Origin of the sequence: Chryseobacterium sp. T16E-39, assembly GCF_002216065.1 — a bacterium.
In the GTDB taxonomy this organism is placed as follows: Bacteria; Bacteroidota; Bacteroidia; order Flavobacteriales; family Weeksellaceae; genus Chryseobacterium.
Window position 1 is genome coordinate 2426027 of the sequence record NZ_CP022282.1, and the last position, 16191, is coordinate 2442217.

Annotated in this window: 17 protein-coding genes and 2 tRNA genes; 5 read left to right on the plus strand and 14 right to left on the minus strand. The window is 33.4% G+C overall.

What is annotated here, in order from left to right; genetic code table 11:
- Positions 1–7: 7 nt before the first annotated feature.
- Entirely contained in the window at positions 8–2905 is a 2898-nt protein-coding gene (locus tag CEY12_RS10980; RefSeq protein ID WP_089027735.1) for an alpha/beta hydrolase family protein, read from the minus strand.
- 168 nt (positions 2906–3073) lie between these two features.
- Between CEY12_RS10980 and htpG the strand changes: the two genes are divergently transcribed.
- A complete protein-coding gene (gene htpG / locus CEY12_RS10985; RefSeq protein ID WP_089027736.1) occupies positions 3074–4966 on the plus strand; it encodes a molecular chaperone HtpG in 1893 nt (630 codons plus the stop codon).
- Between the two features lie 137 nt (positions 4967–5103).
- Here the strand turns inward: htpG and CEY12_RS10990 are convergent, their stop codons facing one another.
- From CEY12_RS10990 to CEY12_RS11000, 3 genes are all read right to left on the minus strand, one after another.
- Positions 5104–5424 carry a hypothetical protein gene (locus CEY12_RS10990; protein WP_089027737.1) on the minus strand — a complete coding sequence of 107 codons (321 nt, stop codon included), beginning with the start codon at positions 5422–5424 and terminating at the stop codon, positions 5104–5106.
- 34 nt (positions 5425–5458) lie between these two features.
- On the minus strand, positions 5459–6163 hold the full coding sequence (locus CEY12_RS10995; protein ID WP_089027738.1) for a GLPGLI family protein: 705 nt from the start codon (positions 6161–6163) through the stop codon (positions 5459–5461).
- A 247-nt stretch (positions 6164–6410) separates the two neighbouring features.
- A complete protein-coding gene (locus CEY12_RS11000; protein WP_089027739.1) occupies positions 6411–6749 on the minus strand; it encodes a hypothetical protein in 339 nt (112 codons plus the stop codon).
- 371 nt (positions 6750–7120) lie between these two features.
- Between CEY12_RS11000 and CEY12_RS11005 the strand changes: the two genes are divergently transcribed.
- On the plus strand, positions 7121–7501 hold the full coding sequence (locus CEY12_RS11005) for a helix-turn-helix domain-containing protein (protein WP_089027740.1): 381 nt from the start codon (positions 7121–7123) through the stop codon (positions 7499–7501).
- 1 nt (position 7502) lies between these two features.
- Here CEY12_RS11005 and CEY12_RS11010 read toward each other — a convergent pair whose 3' ends face one another.
- Positions 7503–7799 (minus strand): MGMT family protein, encoded by a 297-nt coding sequence (locus CEY12_RS11010; protein WP_089027741.1) that lies wholly within the window; start codon positions 7797–7799, stop codon positions 7503–7505.
- Positions 7800–7888: 89 nt separating this feature from the next.
- Between CEY12_RS11010 and CEY12_RS22465 the strand changes: the two genes are divergently transcribed.
- On the plus strand, positions 7889–8035 hold the full coding sequence (locus CEY12_RS22465; RefSeq protein ID WP_172821030.1) for a hypothetical protein: 147 nt from the start codon (positions 7889–7891) through the stop codon (positions 8033–8035).
- A 169-nt stretch (positions 8036–8204) separates the two neighbouring features.
- On the opposite strand, the gene CEY12_RS11015 is transcribed toward CEY12_RS22465, so the two are convergent.
- The 4 genes from CEY12_RS11015 to CEY12_RS11030 are packed head-to-tail and all read right to left on the minus strand — an operon-like array spanning position 8205 to position 11339.
- Positions 8205–9179 carry a deoxyhypusine synthase family protein gene (locus CEY12_RS11015; protein WP_089027742.1) on the minus strand — a complete coding sequence of 325 codons (975 nt, stop codon included), beginning with the start codon at positions 9177–9179 and terminating at the stop codon, positions 8205–8207.
- Between the two features lie 27 nt (positions 9180–9206).
- A complete protein-coding gene (locus CEY12_RS11020) occupies positions 9207–9857 on the minus strand; it encodes a hypothetical protein (RefSeq protein ID WP_089027743.1) in 651 nt (216 codons plus the stop codon).
- A gap of 49 nt (positions 9858–9906) precedes the next feature.
- A complete protein-coding gene (arfB, locus tag CEY12_RS11025; protein ID WP_089027744.1) occupies positions 9907–10299 on the minus strand; it encodes an alternative ribosome rescue aminoacyl-tRNA hydrolase ArfB in 393 nt (130 codons plus the stop codon).
- Positions 10300–10322: 23 nt separating this feature from the next.
- Positions 10323–11339, minus strand: coding sequence for an AMP-binding protein (locus tag CEY12_RS11030; RefSeq protein WP_089027745.1), 1017 nt, complete (start codon positions 11337–11339; stop codon positions 10323–10325).
- Positions 11340–11438: 99 nt separating this feature from the next.
- Between CEY12_RS11030 and CEY12_RS11035 the strand changes: the two genes are divergently transcribed.
- Positions 11439–11509: transfer RNA gene (locus tag CEY12_RS11035), tRNA-Gln, on the plus strand.
- An 86-nt stretch (positions 11510–11595) separates the two neighbouring features.
- On the opposite strand, the gene CEY12_RS11040 is transcribed toward CEY12_RS11035, so the two are convergent.
- Positions 11596–11943, minus strand: coding sequence for a hypothetical protein (locus CEY12_RS11040; RefSeq protein WP_089027746.1), 348 nt, complete (start codon positions 11941–11943; stop codon positions 11596–11598).
- Between the two features lie 169 nt (positions 11944–12112).
- On the opposite strand from CEY12_RS11040, the gene CEY12_RS11045 reads away from it, so the two are divergent.
- Positions 12113–12183, plus strand: a tRNA-Gln gene (locus tag CEY12_RS11045).
- 140 nt (positions 12184–12323) lie between these two features.
- Here CEY12_RS11045 and CEY12_RS11050 read toward each other — a convergent pair.
- From CEY12_RS11050 to CEY12_RS11065, 4 genes are all read right to left on the minus strand, one after another.
- Entirely contained in the window at positions 12324–13379 is a 1056-nt protein-coding gene (locus CEY12_RS11050) for an agmatine/peptidylarginine deiminase (protein ID WP_228409680.1), read from the minus strand.
- A 55-nt stretch (positions 13380–13434) separates the two neighbouring features.
- Complete coding sequence (locus CEY12_RS11055; RefSeq protein ID WP_157676807.1) at positions 13435–14049, minus strand: hypothetical protein; 615 nt, start codon at positions 14047–14049, stop codon at positions 13435–13437.
- A 233-nt stretch (positions 14050–14282) separates the two neighbouring features.
- Positions 14283–14744, minus strand: a complete 462-nt coding sequence (locus CEY12_RS11060) for a hypothetical protein (protein ID WP_089027749.1) — start codon at positions 14742–14744, stop codon at positions 14283–14285.
- Between the two features lie 5 nt (positions 14745–14749).
- Positions 14750–16177 carry an amino acid permease gene (locus CEY12_RS11065; protein ID WP_089027750.1) on the minus strand — a complete coding sequence of 476 codons (1428 nt, stop codon included), beginning with the start codon at positions 16175–16177 and terminating at the stop codon, positions 14750–14752.
- Between the last annotated feature and the right edge of the window lie 14 nt (positions 16178–16191).

Genomic DNA, 16191 nt, shown 5'->3' on the forward strand with positions numbered 1-16191 from the left:
TTATCCCTTAAGGCTTATCTTCCGTTAACTCAAATCCCCAATCTTTTCCTTTTTGAGTTGCTGAGACTCCTTTTGTCATCCAGACTGGCGCTTTGGCTCCTTTAAGATAATAATCAAAAAACTGTTGTTCACGGATTTGGATATCTTTTCTGTTCTGGCGTTTTACAAGGTTATGATCGTCGCCATTATAATTCAGAAGCCAAACTGGTTTTCCGAGGCGGCGTAATGCTGTAAACATTTCAATTCCCTGATACCAGGGCACTGCCCCATCTTTATCATTACTCATAATTACTACCGGAGTTTTCACTTTATCAATTGTAAAAAGTGGCGAATTTTTAATATAAAGATCCGGTGCTTCCCATAGATTTTTCCCCAATCTGCTCTGCGATTTTTCGTACTGAAACTGTCGGTTCATTCCTGAAGTCCATCGGATACCCCCATATGCGGAAGTCATGTTTACAACAGGAGCGCCACTCCATGCAGCCGCATACATATCCGTATGAGCTACAAGATAAGCGACCTGGTAGCCGCCCCAGCTTTGTCCCTGAATTCCAACTTTAGAACCATCTACCCATGAATTCTGCTTTAGTTTTTCAACTCCAGAATTAATATACTCCATCGCAGATTCACCAGGAAGACCGTCGGTATATGAAATATCAGGAGTAAAGACCAAATATCCGTTGCTCACAAAGTAAGAGATATTTAATCGTGAAGGTGTTGGCGCTGGTGCTACATAGCGGTTCAGATTATCCGAAAGCTTTTCATAAAAATAAACGATCATAGGATATTTTTTCTTCGGATCGAAATCTTCCGGTTTGTACAAAATTCCTGTAGAAGAATTTCCTTTTGGAGTAGTCCAGTTTACTAATTCGCTTGTCCCCCAATTATAAAGATCTTGTTGTGGATTTGTATTGCTCAATTTTTGCTGCTCTGAGAAATCTGACGTCGCAAAAATATTTGGAGAATCTACATAGGATTCCTTTATTAAAATATACTCTTCTGCATTCTTCGCTTTTTGAACACTTCGGTATCCCCAGGCATTTTCCATCTGGACTTTTACAGGATCAGAATTTGACTGAATAGATATCTTAAAGATTCCGTTCGCCTTAGATGTATTATCAAATGCTGATAAATAAATAGAAGACTTTCGGTTTAAACTTTTGATATCCTTATCCAAATTATAAGTATCAAATGTTATTTTATTTTTACGTCCAAACCCATTTGTAATATTTCGAGGCTTTTTTGAATCTTTCAAGAAAAACTCCCAAAGATCGAAACGGTCCCTGATAATAACAGACTCATCATTATCCGTCCAGGATGCTATTCCATAAGAGTTAGGAAAATCCGGCATATCAAATTCTTCATCAACAAAAGAAACCGACAATCCATTATTGAGTGGGAGTATTTGTTTTGTTTTTACATTATAGCTCAACCACTTCCCTTTCTCTCTGTCAAAAATCACAACAAATTTCCCAAGCGGAGATATGGAAACCGATCCGTCCAGATCTTTAATAATTTCAGTTCTTTCTCCTGTTTTATTATCAATTAGAAAATATGTTTTCTTCGTGGAGCCTTCCCATTGTGAAGAAATACGGTTGTTCATACTTGTAATACCCATTGCAAATTCAGCATTCCCATCATTTACAAGTCGTAAAGTGTCCAAATCTTCATTGTCTATATTTCTAAAAAAATCTGGTTTATCCGTTTGCATTACTGCAGCATAAGATTTTTTTAAGTCATTTTTCAATTCTTTTAACTGTACCGTTTGCAGATAATCATCTTTATAATTCCAGATATCCACAACAGCATGGTCGTTCGCAATCATGGCTGTATCTTTTGCAATAGGTTTTGGAGCAACACCAAAATACAGCTGTTTACCATTTTTACTGAATATAGGTAGCCGGTTTTCTGAAATCACCCAATTTTTTTTCATTTGAGCATTATCATTGTTTAGTGTTTCTTTTTTATTTCCTTTAAAATTAAAATAATACAGCTGGTAAGCTTTCACTAAATCATTTTGAGCAGAAGAAGTGCCTACAAATGCCAGTTGGTTACCTTCTTCATCAAAAGCCAATTGGGAAAAATCCCCTTCCATTTCTGAAATTTTATCTGCAGATCCTTTTTGCAGATCAACTATTTGTACAGATTCTAATGCATATTTTTTAGGCTTTGACTTGTCATTATCCTTTTTATCAACAGACTTTTCATCACCTGAATTCTTATCTCCTTTTTTATCCTTATCTTTTTTCTCTTCCGGTTTTTTGGTTACAAAGGCCAGTTGCTTTCCACTTTTACTGAATTCATAACGGAATACATTATCATAAATGGTACTTTTCCCATCCAAAAGATTTCTTACCACCAACTGCAGGGGCTTTGTATTTTTATCTTCTTCCTTCTTTTCATCTCCATCTTCTTTATCTGAAGAGTCATCTGAAGATTTATCTTTTATATTTTCAAGAAGATAAGCGATATAAGAACCTCCTTTCTCAGGAATTTTAAATTCTTTCACATTAGGAATCTTCTCTGTTTTACCACTCAATAAATCAACAATTGCAAGAGTATCTTTCGTTAATTTATTTTGTTTCAACTTTTTATCTTTTACCGCTTTTATATCTTTATATAAGGGACGGATCTGGAAAACGGCAAATCTGGAATCATTCGTTAAATCTGCTTTTGTTCCCCTTGCAAACTGTTTAGACGTTTTGTTTTTAACTGAATATAAAAAAAGGTTAGGATTTCCTTCCTGAGCATCTACAGAATAGGTAATCCATTTTCCATCATTTGAGATTTTTCTTGCACCGATATTTTGCCAGCTGTCGTAGACGGAATGATTTAAAGGTTTTTTCTGCCCATATATAAAACAGGTCATTATAAGCAGGATAAAAACTGTACATTTCAACTTCATTTTTTAATAATTTTAAACATTAAAAATAAGATATTTCATTGACAACTTTGCATAAAGTACGTGTTTCATTGTAAGCCTAAAATGTCAATCTGTCACTTTGGTCTACATGGTATTTTTTTTGAGCAAAAAAACATACAAGTTTTTAACACAATAAAAAATCTAAATACAATGACAAAAGGAAATATTAATGTAAGCGTTGAAAATATTTTTCCACTTATCAAAAAGTTTCTTTACAGTGATCACGAAATATTTTTACGAGAATTAATTTCTAATGCCACTGATGCTACTTTAAAACTGAAACACTTAACAAATATCGGTGAAGCTAAAGTAGAATATGGAAATCCTAAACTGGAGGTAAAAATTAATAAAGAAGAAAAGACGCTTCGTATTATTGATCAGGGAATTGGGATGACTGCTGAAGAAGTTGAAAAATATATCAACCAAGTTGCATTCTCTGGTGCAGAAGAGTTCCTTGAAAAATATAAGGACAGTGCAAAGGATTCAGGAATTATCGGACATTTCGGTCTGGGATTTTACTCTGCATTTATGGTTGCTGAAAAAGTAGAAATCCTTACAAAATCTTATCGTGACGAGCCTGCTGTTCGTTGGATATGTGATGGAAGTCCTGAGTTTACCCTTGAAGAAACTACAGATAAAACTGATAGAGGAACAGAAATCATCCTTCATATTGCTGAAGATTCACTAGAATTTCTTGAAGAATCAAAAATTCGCGAATTACTATTAAAGTATAATAAATTCATGCCTGTTCCAATTAAATTCGGAACTAAAACGCACACACTTCCATTACCTGAAGATGCACCAGAAGATGCAGTTGCAGAAACGGAAGAGGTGGATAATATCATCAATAATCCAAATCCGGCGTGGACGATTGCTCCAAGTGATTTAACGGCTCAGGATTATATGTCTTTTTATCATGAATTGTATCCAATGCAATTCGAAGAACCGTTATTTAATATTCATTTGAATGTTGATTATCCGTTCAATCTTACAGGAGTTTTATTCTTTCCTAAATTGAGCAATAATTTAAATATTGACAAAGATAAGATTCAACTCTATCAAAATCAGGTATACGTAACCGATGAAGTAAAAGGCATCGTCCCAGATTTCTTAATGCTTCTTCGTGGTGTGATTGATTCACCAGATATTCCGTTGAATGTTTCACGTTCTTACCTTCAGGCAGACGGTGCTGTAAAGAAAATTTCTTCTTATATCACCAAAAAAGTTGCTGATAAAATGTCTTCTCTGATCAATGAAAATCGTGCAGATTACGAACAAAAATGGAACGACATTAAGATTGTTATCGAATACGGAATTATTACTGAAGAAAAATTTGCTGAAAAAGCAGACAAGTTTACTTTATATCCTACAACTGATGGAAAATACTTCTTATGGAATGAATTAGAAGAAAAAATCAAGCCTACACAAACTGATAAAGATGGTAATTTAATCATTCTTTATACTTCTAATAGTGATGAACAACACAGCTATATTCAATCCGCAAAAGATAAAGGGTATGAAGTTCTTCTTTTAGACTCTCACATCATTCCTCATGTTATTCAAAAGCTTGAAGGTTCAAAAGAGAAAATCTCATTTGTAAGAGTAGACGCAGATCACGTTAACAATCTCATCAAAAAAGATGAACCCGTTATTTCTAAATTAAATGATACTGAGAAAGAATCATTGAAAAAGAATGTAGAGGAAACAATAAGTGACAAAAAATTCACTGTTCAATTAGAAGATCTGGACAGTACTGATGCTCCGTTTACAATCACACAACCTGAATTTATGAGAAGAATGAAGGATATGCAGGCAACAGGCGGAGGCGGAATGTTTGGAATGGGAGGTTTCCCTGAAATGTATAATCTGGTAGTGAATTCGAACAGCGAATTTGCTGGTCAGATTCTGAAAACAGAGAATACAGAAGAGAAGGAAAGCCTGATTAAACATGCTTTAGATTTAGCGAAGCTTTCGCAGAACTTACTGAAAGGAAAAGACCTTACAGATTTTATTCAAAGAAGTTATAAACAACTTGAAAAATAATATAATCAAAGCGGTACAGATGATCTGTACCGCTTTTTAATTAACTTTACTTTCAAATAAATAAAGCTATCACCACTTCTTCTTATTTTGTCTACCTTTCTTAATTTAATTCAGACCATTACGCCCATAATTCTTCCTTATTTTTTATTTACAATAATAACAGTTTTTGTCTTTTTATAACTGTAGCTCAGTTTTGTTATTTCAGAACTGTCTTTAATTATATTCAAATTTTTTATTTTATTTTCTGCCATTAATTTTCTAAGATGCTCCATGTTACTTTCTTTATTATTAACCAACACCATGGTTTGTTCACTTTGTTTTTTCGATAAATATAAGGACAGTAACATTCTTTCATTTTCTTTATAATTGGTGCTGTAGTCTACTATAGGTTGTGCTAATTTGCTCTGACAGCCAAAAAAAACAGATGAGACTAAAATAAGTACAGGTAACTTTTTCATAAATGATCTTTTAACAACTGATGAAATAATAATTCTAATTTTTTTCGATTGGATTGAAATGAACTACCTCCTTAGAATTTTTCTGAGCATAGTTGATTTTGGATTCAATTATCTTTTTCCGATCGGTAAAATGAATCGCTTTATTATAAAGAATCTCCTGAGGACGTCTGATGATTTGTAATAATTTATAATGAAAATTTTCCTGATCATCATACACTTCAAGTATTAGTCCTGGTAAACCAGCAAATTTGTAGGGGCCATCGGGGATCGCAATATCTTTTGTGTACCAGACTGTATAGTTCCTGCCCCGAAAAGAGGTCCTTGCATTATGACAATTGTAGGTTAAAATGGTCTTTTTATCATTAAGTAATTCCCATTTCATCTGGATCGGCTCTTCATATCCAAAAACAATTTTGTCTACCTCCTCAGTAAATATGACTTCGGATTTTTTCAAATCCTTAAATATAACGCTATTAACCCTGAACATGGGTCTATTCGGCAATATAAGAACTTTCTGATTTTCTATAATAGAATCCAGTTTATATTTTTTTTCAGCTTGAAATATAGACTGCTTATCACCAATATATAAACCAAGTATCTCATTGTTTTTTATATTCCGTGTAGAATCTGATTTAAATTCCAAATTATAAATAATCTGAATATCCGATTTAAAAGTCATTTTCTGGGAAAAAAGCATTATAATACTAAAAAATAGTACTCCTGAACATATCTTTTTCATCCTACTTCGATGTGGTTTTTTGATTATAAAAAGCTACCCCAAGAGCGGCTCTTATCTTCATATATATATATCTTGTTTGCTCTTGAGATAGACTCATTAATTTTCCTAATGGGCAAGCATCTAAAGACTTATTTATTTGCCATTTATAGGAATTATAAAAAATAATTGCTATGATGCTTATATTAGATTTTATTGATGTTAATATGACTTATCAATACGATAAATCTTATTCACATAATTTATACTGTTAAGCAAAACCTCCTCCATCAGGTGGACAGATCTCGGTGAACCCAACACACCTCCTACATGCAGTAAAAATTGTGACCCCGTTATCCCCTGTAAGGTAATGACCATAAACCATACAGCCGCTTCCATCGTCACCATAACCATATGTAATTTTCCAGTCCCTGACTAATGATGAAATTAATGCATCATTACCCCCATTTTCTTGTACTTTAACTTTGTTTTCTGCCAAGACATTAGCACTCATTGAACCAGCAACCGCAATAGCTGCTACTATTAATAATTTTCTCATAATATTGGTTGTGTTTTTTTGTTTGAATACAATAATTACAATTTCAAACAAAAATGAATTTGTAATCGTATGAGTATTCGTTGTTTATAAAATTTAAAATTTTGAATCAAACTTTATACACCTCAATTCTCATTTGGTGTTTGCTTGCAAGCGCATTCTACCGATTACATTTTGTATTACGTACTACAAAATATAAAACGTCAAAATATTTTTACATTCAATAAAAAAGAAAGTTGAATTTAGATATAGCCAGAACTTACTATATGCGACCATCTTTTTTCAAATCTGTGTTTTTCTGATTTCTAAAGTAAAAAAAGAATAATTCATTTCCATTAGAATTATAGTGTATATTTATTGCGTTTTTAATCGATCACCAACATACAATTTGTACATTTTTTTGCATATTTGTAAAAAAATGCGAGATGCAAAAAGAAAGACTACGCTCACTTAGAAAGAAAAAGGGATATACTCAGCAACAGATTGCTGATATCATTGCCACAGACGTTTCCAACTATAGCAGAAAGGAAAGCGGAGATGTAAAAATCGTAAGAGCTGAATGGGAGAAAATAGCTAATTTCTTAGATGTTACGATGGAAGATATTTATGAAGACGACGACACATCCATTGTTGTCAATAATGATCACCCCGTATTTAATGACAGTTCAGCTTCTGGTATTTATCAGTATAACAACAGCACAATCCCTCTTTCGATTGTTGAAAATTTACAAGAATATATTTCTCTGTTAAAAGTGGAAAATCAAAGATTAAATGAGGAAGTAAAGAGCCTGAAAGGGAAAAAATAATTTACAATTCAGTCAAAGGATCCCAAAAGAGTTTTTTAAAATTTTTAATTCTAAAATTTTCGACTACTATACCTTCTGCTTCAAGCTTAGGCTGAAATTCTTTTACAGATAAAGTGCCAGAGCTTGAAATCACCCGATGTGCCGGAACATTTTTAGGACATCCTCCCATCGCTTTACCCACATGCCGGGAGTGATTTGGATACCCGACAGCCTTTGCGATAGCTCCATAAGAAGAAACACGTCCTTTTGGAATAAGTTTCGTGATTTCATAAATCTGTTGTTTAAAAACCTCGTCCATATCGATACCTTATAATACTTGTTTAATAATTTGCATTATTTTTGAATGATTACAACTTCAATGATGTTTCTCATTAAAAATATAAAGTTATGAAAAAATCATTCTTCAGGCTTCTTAATACTATGAATAAAAAGATCTTGCCAAAATTAAGTGACAAGGATCCCAATTCATTAACAAAGTTTCAAAAAGGAATTTTAGCTTATCGGTATTTCGTTTTGGTAAATTCCCTGGATTAGCAGGTAAATAACATTTTCGTTGGAATCAAAATCTAAGTTTTAATTCAGAGATCTCCAAAAAGCAACATCTTATTAATTTATTTCCTTTAATTTTTAAATAAAAAAACGCTTCAACAAGTGAAGCGTTCTTATAGTATTTTATGTTCACTTACCCAGTGAAAATGAGATCTTAAGAATTCTCTAAAATATAAGAGAACATTAATGGTGCACAGATTGTCGCATCACTTTCAACGATAAATTTAGGTGTTGTAATATCCAGTTTCCCCCAAGTGATCTTCTCATTTGGAACAGCTCCTGAATATGAGCCATAAGATGTCGTAGAGTCAGAAATCTGACAGAAATAAGACCAGAAAGGTACATCATGCATTTCCATATCCTGATACAACATTGGTACAACACAGATAGGAAAGTCTCCAGCAATTCCTCCTCCAATCTGGAAGAACCCTACTCCTTTTCCTGCAGAGTTTTTAGTATACCAATCTGCCAAATACATCATGTATTCAATTCCGGATTTCATTGTAGTAGCCGTAAGCTCTCCTTTGATACAATACGAAGCAAAAATGTTTCCCATTGTTGAATCTTCCCATCCCGGAACAACAATCGGAAGATTTTTTTCAGCTGCAGCGATCATCCATGAATTTTCTCTTGGAATCTCATAATATTGCTCTAAAACTCCTGAAAGGATCATTTTATACATATATTCGTGCGGGAAATATCTTTCTCCTTTTGCTTCAGCGTCTTTCCAGATCTCAACAATATGCTTCTGCAATCTTCTGAAAGCCTCTTCTTCAGGAATACAAGTGTCGGTAACTCTGTTTAAACCTCTTTCTAACAAGTCCCACTCTTCCTGTGGTGTAAGATCTCTGTAATGCGGAACTCTTTCATAGTGAGAGTGCGCAACCAGGTTCATTAAGTCTTCTTCAAGGTTGGCTCCTGTACATGAAATAAAGTCTACTTTATCCTGACGGATCATTTCAGCAAGAATTTTCCCTAACTCAGCAGTAGACATTGCTCCTGCTAAAGTTATCATCATTTTTCCACCATCCTTAAGATGTGCAACATAACCTTTTGATGCATCCACCAATGCAGCTGCATTGAAGTGCAGATAATATTTCTCTATAAACTCAGAAATTGGCTTGTTCATTTATTTTGATTTTTGCAAAGATAAAACTTAAAATCGGAATGTAGCAGCAGCGCTTAGAGAAACTCTGCTTAATCCTTCTTTTTCATCATCTCCAAAATCGACAGTTGTCCCGTTGAATTTCATTTTGCTCAATGTTCCAGCTGTAAAACCTATTTTAGGACCAATAAAGAAATATTTTGACAAGGCATATTGATAAGCAACATTGGCATCCAGACCTAAATTAGATCCCGTTCCCTTTACATTTCCCGTTTTTGTTGTGTATGAAATAACACCCAATGCAATATCATAATACAGTTTATGATTTGATTCCTCATTAAAGTTTGAAAACATAAAAGCAGGTCCGAAAAAACTAATATGATCTTTAGTACTTACATTACCGGTAATAGTCTGTCCTGTATTATTATCTCTCACAGAAATCCTTCCATCACTGGATGCACTGTAATTAGAATATTTTAATCCCAGATTTATATTTCCACTTAAATTATAATAAGCCGAAACATCAAAGTTTACACCGCTTTTCAAGCCTTTAATATAGTCTCTGGTATCCTTAGGCATATTCGATGGTGTTTTAGCAATTCGCCACGCATAACCAACAGATGGTATAATTGAGATTTTCTGTTGCGCTACAGATAGGATAGAAATTGAAAACATTCCCAAAAAAGTAATTTTTTTTATCATTCGTTTTAATAATTTCGGCAAAAATAATGTTTTTTATGAAATGGCCTAATTAGAATTTAAAACGTCTGTTTTCCTTTTTATCTGAAATCTTTTTTTTGGTATCAAGTCTTTTTTGTTTTTGTCCTTTTGAAGGTTTCGTAGCCACTCTTTTTTTAGGAATAATTAAAGCTTTATTTACAATTTCTATAATTTTTTCAATCGCCTTGTTTTTATTCATTAACTGAGTTCTGCTTTCTGAAACCGTTAAAAATAAAAGACCGTCTATATTAATTCTGTTCTTTAATTTATTTTGAATTAAAACTTTTTCATCCTCATTGAAAAATCCAGACTCATTGACATTCCAAAGAACGGTAACTGCAGTCTCCACTTTATTTACATTTTGTCCGCCTGCCCCACTGCTCCTGGAAGTTTTAAAGCTCAGCTCTCTTGAAAAATCTTTCATCGGTTCCGATTTTGAAATTAAAATTACAGATTATATTCAATCTTTTTTCCCAAGTCGATTCGATGAACCTTTCCATTCGGAGTTCTTGGTATCTGATCGATAAAAATAACCCTTTTAGGTTTGTGAAATTTTTTTTCGAATTTTATTTTTGCTAACATTTCTATTATCTCTTCAGACTCTTTTCCTTCAACTACCAATATGAGTTTCTGTCCTAAACTTTCATCAGCAACCCCCAGAAATACTACCTCATTTGGAATTTCTTTTTTCACCAATGCCTCCAGCTCTTCCGGAAATATCTTAACTCCTCCTGAGTTGATAACGTTGTCCACCCTACCCAAAAATTTAAACTGATTCCCATTTCTAATATCAACTAAATCATTCGTTTGCAAAACCTCATCATTGACGTTAGGAGCAAAAATTTTCAAACATCCTCGCTCATCTGTAGAAATTTTCACATTTTCAAAAGCGGTAAAATACTCTTCGGCGATGGGCACCAATTGTTTTAAAGCAATATGAGAAAGTGTTTCAGACATCCCATAGGTTTCAAATATACGGGTCGTTATATGTGAAATTCTCTTTTTTAAAATCTCTGAAACCGCTGCACCACCAATAATCAGATTTCTTACTAAATGTAATTTATCAATTGAGTGTTCAACCTGTAATGGTGTCATCGCACAAAAATCTACTTCAGTTTCGAGATTTTTTAGAGGTTCTAAAGACGGTTCTGCGACCACCAACCTCATCTTTCTTTCAAAAGAACGTACAATCATCATCTTACCTGCAATATATTCTACAGGTAAACATAATAATGCAGTATCTCCTTCTTTCATTCCTAAAAAGTCACAGGTCATCACCGCAGAATTTTTCATTTTCCTTTTTTCGATCTCAAAGATCTTGGGTATACCAGTAGAACCTGAAGTCTGAACTTCAACGGTCTTCGAATCCGAAAGCCAACTTTCTAAAAAAAAAGTTACTTTTTTTTCAAATTCAGTATGAGAATGTAAATTATTAATTTTGAGATTATTGAAGTCTATGACCATGTTTATTGCAAATAAAAAGTGATGTAAATGTAAAAAAAAGTTTAAAAAGTTCTTGTATGTATAGAAAAAAGCTTTAAATTTGCATCACCAAAATAAAACAGACCTATAGTGTAACGGTAGCACTCCGGTTTTTGGTACCGTCAGTCGGGGTTCGAATCCCTGTGGGTCTACAAACCACTCTTTTTAAGAGTGGTTTTTGTTTTTCTGTGATTAATCAATTTCATGACAGATATATCTTTTCTTTCAATATGCATTCTCACAAATACCAGGCTCCTTCAATATATATCATATAACGGGCCGGCTGAAACTCCCCGAATGAAAATAAATAAACCTGACCATTATCAATGAAATAGTAAATTTCCAAATTTTCCTTTGAATAATAGTTTTGAATTAAGCTTCCTTTCTTTTCAAAATCTTCTACCTGAATTAATTTTTCAAAATCTTCTTGAGCTGTTCCTTTATCACTTACCAAATTTCGTAAGGAATTATTTAGGAAACTCGAAACTTTCATTCCTTTATCATTTAATGGGAATGAGAATTTAAGCATATCAGAATCCTGCCCATCAAACAGTTTCTCTTTTTTTATATTTTGATTTTTTTCCATATTAATCTATAGGTCTTAATTGATTCCCAAAAAAGTTTAATTATACTAAAAAATTAATGTATTCACATACAAATCGTTATCATCACAATTGATGAAATACTGGAATTTTTCTCTTAGATTTTTGCACATAAAGAAAAAATTTATAAATTTGCACCACCAAAAAAAACATAGACCTATAGTGTAACGGTAGCACTCCGGTTTTTGGTACCGTCAGTCGGGGTTCGAATCCCTGTGGGTCTACAAACCACTCTTTTTAAGAGTGGTTTTTTATTTATCCTTTCTTCTTTCAAGCGAGTCTTTTCAAGTCACGGAAAAAGTATAACTGAAAACCAGTTATACCTTGATGTTTGTACTTACAAAAACTGTAATTTTTAATGCCTTTATTGCATTAAAATTCCTGCTGGCTGCTGTTGGGTAACACAGTGTACCATTCCTCCATTTTCATATAAATTTCTTACGTCTATTCCGACTACTTTTCTATCAGGATACTGATCCTGGATAATCTTATTTGCAACTTGATCATTTGGATCACCATAATTGGGAACAAGAACAACTTTATTAGCTACATAAAAATTTACATAAGAACCTTTTTCATCTAATTGTTTTCCGTAAGCCGTTTTTACCTTATTCTTTGTAGCAGGCACGTAGATCTTTTTATATTCTTTCCCTTTTACATTGGTTGCAGCATAAAGTGTATTGATATCCTTATCAGAAAGTCCCATTTCAACCAAACCTTCCTCATCCATTGTAATCATAGTATTATGATTAATAAATTTCATAAATCCATCTATATGCATATCGGTAACGTCTAAACCTGTTGCACCGTCCAACCATATTACCTTTGATACTCCGTAATAGGTCCTGAACATTTCTTCTGCCTCCTGCTGCGTTATTCCTTTGGTTCTTACAGAACCATTTTTTTGACTGATCACTGAACTTTTACAGGCCATTAAAACGCCATTTCCATCAGTTTCGACAGCTCCGCCCTCATTGACCATTTCTTCATTTAAATTAATTACTTTAACCCTCAGATCTTGTCCTATTTTTTGTGGAATTTCATCGCAGTTTTCAGAGTCAAACTTATTTCCCCAGCCATTAAATCCCCAATCTTCAATCAACAGATTTCCTTTTTCATCCTTTACGAAAATAGGCCCATTATCTCTTATCCAAACATCATCTGTCGGATAGATTTTAAAATCAATATTTTTGAGTGGGACAGCATTCTTCTCCAAAATGTTTAGAATCCTTTTCTTTTCCACTTCATCATATGCAATAATGTGAACTTTCTCATTTCCCTGTAATGCTTTAGTCATATCTATCCAGGTCGGTTCAACTCTTTCCCTATATGTATTTCCATGCTGATAATGATGCGGCCATTGCAGCCATGTTCCTTCGTGAGGAGATGATTCTTCGGGGAAATGATAAGTCTGTGACATACAAAACATTGAACTTAACGTTAAACAAATTGCAAAAAATTTATTATTCATATTACTAAAATTTCTTTCCTATAAATATTCCAAAATCAGTACTGGTTTCAAAATTAGTCCCTGTTTGGGAAATTGTGCTTCCTATACCAAACTGGATTTTTTTCTTAGTTTCTAAGCCTAGCCTGATAATCTGGCTACTATGCTGATGTTGTTTAAAACTGAAATCAGATTCTATAATCAGCATGCTGTAAAAATTAAAACGTTTATTAATTTTCGGTGTATACTCCATTAATGTATAAAGTCCAAGACCTAATTGTTTAGCATCAAAAGAATAGGTTAGCGCAGGAAATAAATTGATCCCAAAATCACCTTTCTCCTTTGTAAATGCCAACCCCAAAGATGGCATAACATCTTCATTTGATAGATGAGCTCCTGCAGAAATCCCCCAATTTTTACTGAAAGAGTAATTTAGATTTTGATATAACTCCGCATTTACCTTTCTGGTTTCATATCCATAAGAAATTGTTCCTGAAGCAAAATAGTTCCATTTTGTTTTAAAATCTTTGTCAAAAATTCCCAGAACCTCAGCTTCTTTAGAACCTGCATAGCCCTGAAGTGAAATTTGAGCAGCCACACTATATGAAAGTAGCAAAGCAAAGGGAAATAATATTCTTTTCATTATTCTTTTTGATATCATAAATCCCTTTATTATGTAGATTTACTTTTGCAAAATTAAATGATCAGAAAAACAAAAAGTTGTCCTAAAATGACAATCTACCTATCCCTATTCTTAAATACCGCCAATCATAAAACTAATATAAGTATTTGATAATTATAAATTTACGAAACAGTGTGACACAAAAAAAGGACAGATAAAAATCCATCCTTATATAACATATTTAATTATTGTATTTATAAGTCTCCGTTCTTCTTAAAACGGTCTATGATAGTATCATAACTAACAAGATCATTCTTCACAGGAAGCATTTTTGAAAAAGAGTCATCATTAATCCTCCATTTATTCCGGATACCAAAATAATAGATCGCACCAGGATCTTTCTGATCTGCCCAATGTTCTTTTTGGCTAAAACTCCGATATCCCTTTTTCTTAACAGAAAAACTAAAATCTATTTCTCCTTTTGCAGGTTTGTTCAATTTTGCGAAAAAATATCCCTTATCATCTGTGGAAGCAATTACACGACTGTTCTCATCCAAAATCTCAGCTCCGGTTATGGGTTGCTTTGTTTTAGAATCTATAATAACCCCGGCAATATTAATTTCTCTTGAGTTTCCAATAGCTTGAGCATAGGTATTAAAAAATAAAGCTGTTGCAAAGACCAGAAGAAAACCTGATATCTTAGTTAATTTTTTCACTACAACTATTTGGTTTTTGGTTTGTACAATTTAAACATTACAAATAAGAAAGCCAGCCATACAGGAATTAATATAACCTGAATTTCCATTCCTGTAATACTCATTAGAACTAAAATAGCCAACAGGAAAAGAATGCAGATATAATTTGATATGGGATAAAATATGGACGGAAATTTTGTTTTTACTCCTGATCTGTTTTTCTCTGTTCTGAATTTTAAATGGGTATAGCATATCATCAGCCAGTTGATAATAAGAGTAGATACTACCAGGGCCATCAAATATTCAAAAGCTTTTTCGGGAACAAGCTTATTTATAATGATGCAAATTCCGGCAAAACAAGATGAAATAAGGATTGCATTTGTAGGTACACTGTTTTTATTCAGTTTTGTAAGAAATTTTGGAGCATTTCCCTGCTGAGCCAATCCAAAAAGCATTCTGCTGTTACTGTAGACACTGCTGTTGTACACTGATAAAGCAGCAGTTAAAACAATCAAATTAAGAACATTTGCAATGAGAACGTTAAACTGTATGACTTTTCCAAATATTGTAAATTCTAATCCATTCAGGTTTTGAAACACCATAACAAAAGGGCTTGTACCTTCTGTAATCTCTCTCCATGGACTTAGTGAAAATAAAATCACCAATGCTCCTACATAGAAAATTAAAATCCTGTAAATTACCTGATTGGTAGCTTTAGGAATTGTTTTTTCAGGATTTTTGGCTTCAGCAGCAGTAATACCAATTAATTCCAATCCTCCAAAAGAGAACATAATCATAGCCATTGCAGCAAAAAGCCCTGAATATCCGCTTTCCGTTTTATTAAAAAAACCTTTAGGGAAAAAACCTCCATCATTCCATAGGTTTGAAATACTTGCTTTATCCCCACCAGTTCCGCTAAACAGCAAATAGATCCCAAAAACAATCATCCCAATGATGGCAACCACCTTTATAATAGAAAACCAAAATTCAGTTTCTCCATATACTTTTACCGAAGCGAGATTAAGCGCATTAATAACAATAAAAAAGAATAAACTGGAAACCCAGAGCGGAATTTCCGGCCACCAAAAATGAATATAGTGCCCTATCGCTGTAAGTTCAGCCATACTAACTAATATATAAAGAATCCAGTAGTTCCAGCCGGAGGCAAATCCAGGAAAATTTCCCCAATATTTATAAGCAAAATGACTAAAACTTCCCGAAACAGGCTCCTGAACAACCATTTCACCTAATTGACGCATAATAAAAAATGCAATGATCCCCGCCAGCGCGTAGCCAAGAATAACGGATGGACCGGCTAAAACTGCAGCGGGACCAATCCCAAGAAATAATCCCGTTCCTATAGCTCCTCCAAGGGCAATTAATTGAATATGTCTGTTGGTTAATCCCCTGACTAGAGACCCATTATTGGATTCGGTTTTCTGTTCGTTGCTCATAAAATGAATTTGGG

Bases quoted from the DNA above. Each gene is read 5' to 3' on its own strand.
- CEY12_RS11055 (WP_157676807.1), bottom strand. From the start codon at position 14,049: ATGAAAAGAATATTATTTCCCTTTGCTTTGCTACTTTCATATAGTGTG.
- CEY12_RS10980 (WP_089027735.1), bottom strand. From the start codon at position 2,905: ATGAAGTTGAAATGTACAGTTTTTATCCTGCTTATAATGACCTGTTTT.
- CEY12_RS11015 (WP_089027742.1), bottom strand. From the start codon at position 9,179: ATGAACAAGCCAATTTCTGAGTTTATAGAGAAATATTATCTGCACTTC.
- arfB (WP_089027744.1), bottom strand. From the start codon at position 10,299: ATGAAAGATTTTTCAAGAGAGCTGAGCTTTAAAACTTCCAGGAGCAGT.
- CEY12_RS11005 (WP_089027740.1), top strand. From the start codon at position 7,121: ATGCAAAAAGAAAGACTACGCTCACTTAGAAAGAAAAAGGGATATACT.
- htpG (WP_089027736.1), top strand. From the start codon at position 3,074: ATGACAAAAGGAAATATTAATGTAAGCGTTGAAAATATTTTTCCACTT.
- CEY12_RS11065 (WP_089027750.1), bottom strand. From the start codon at position 16,177: ATGAGCAACGAACAGAAAACCGAATCCAATAATGGGTCTCTAGTCAGG.
- CEY12_RS11040 (WP_089027746.1), bottom strand. From the start codon at position 11,943: ATGGAAAAAAATCAAAATATAAAAAAAGAGAAACTGTTTGATGGGCAG.
- CEY12_RS11050 (WP_228409680.1), bottom strand. From the start codon at position 13,379: ATGTCACAGACTTATCATTTCCCCGAAGAATCATCTCCTCACGAAGGA.
- CEY12_RS11030 (WP_089027745.1), bottom strand. From the start codon at position 11,339: ATGGTCATAGACTTCAATAATCTCAAAATTAATAATTTACATTCTCAT.
- CEY12_RS11020 (WP_089027743.1), bottom strand. From the start codon at position 9,857: ATGATAAAAAAAATTACTTTTTTGGGAATGTTTTCAATTTCTATCCTA.
- CEY12_RS10990 (WP_089027737.1), bottom strand. From the start codon at position 5,424: ATGAAAAAGTTACCTGTACTTATTTTAGTCTCATCTGTTTTTTTTGGC.
- CEY12_RS11010 (WP_089027741.1), bottom strand. From the start codon at position 7,799: ATGGACGAGGTTTTTAAACAACAGATTTATGAAATCACGAAACTTATT.
- CEY12_RS10995 (WP_089027738.1), bottom strand. From the start codon at position 6,163: ATGAAAAAGATATGTTCAGGAGTACTATTTTTTAGTATTATAATGCTT.
- CEY12_RS22465 (WP_172821030.1), top strand. From the start codon at position 7,889: ATGAAAAAATCATTCTTCAGGCTTCTTAATACTATGAATAAAAAGATC.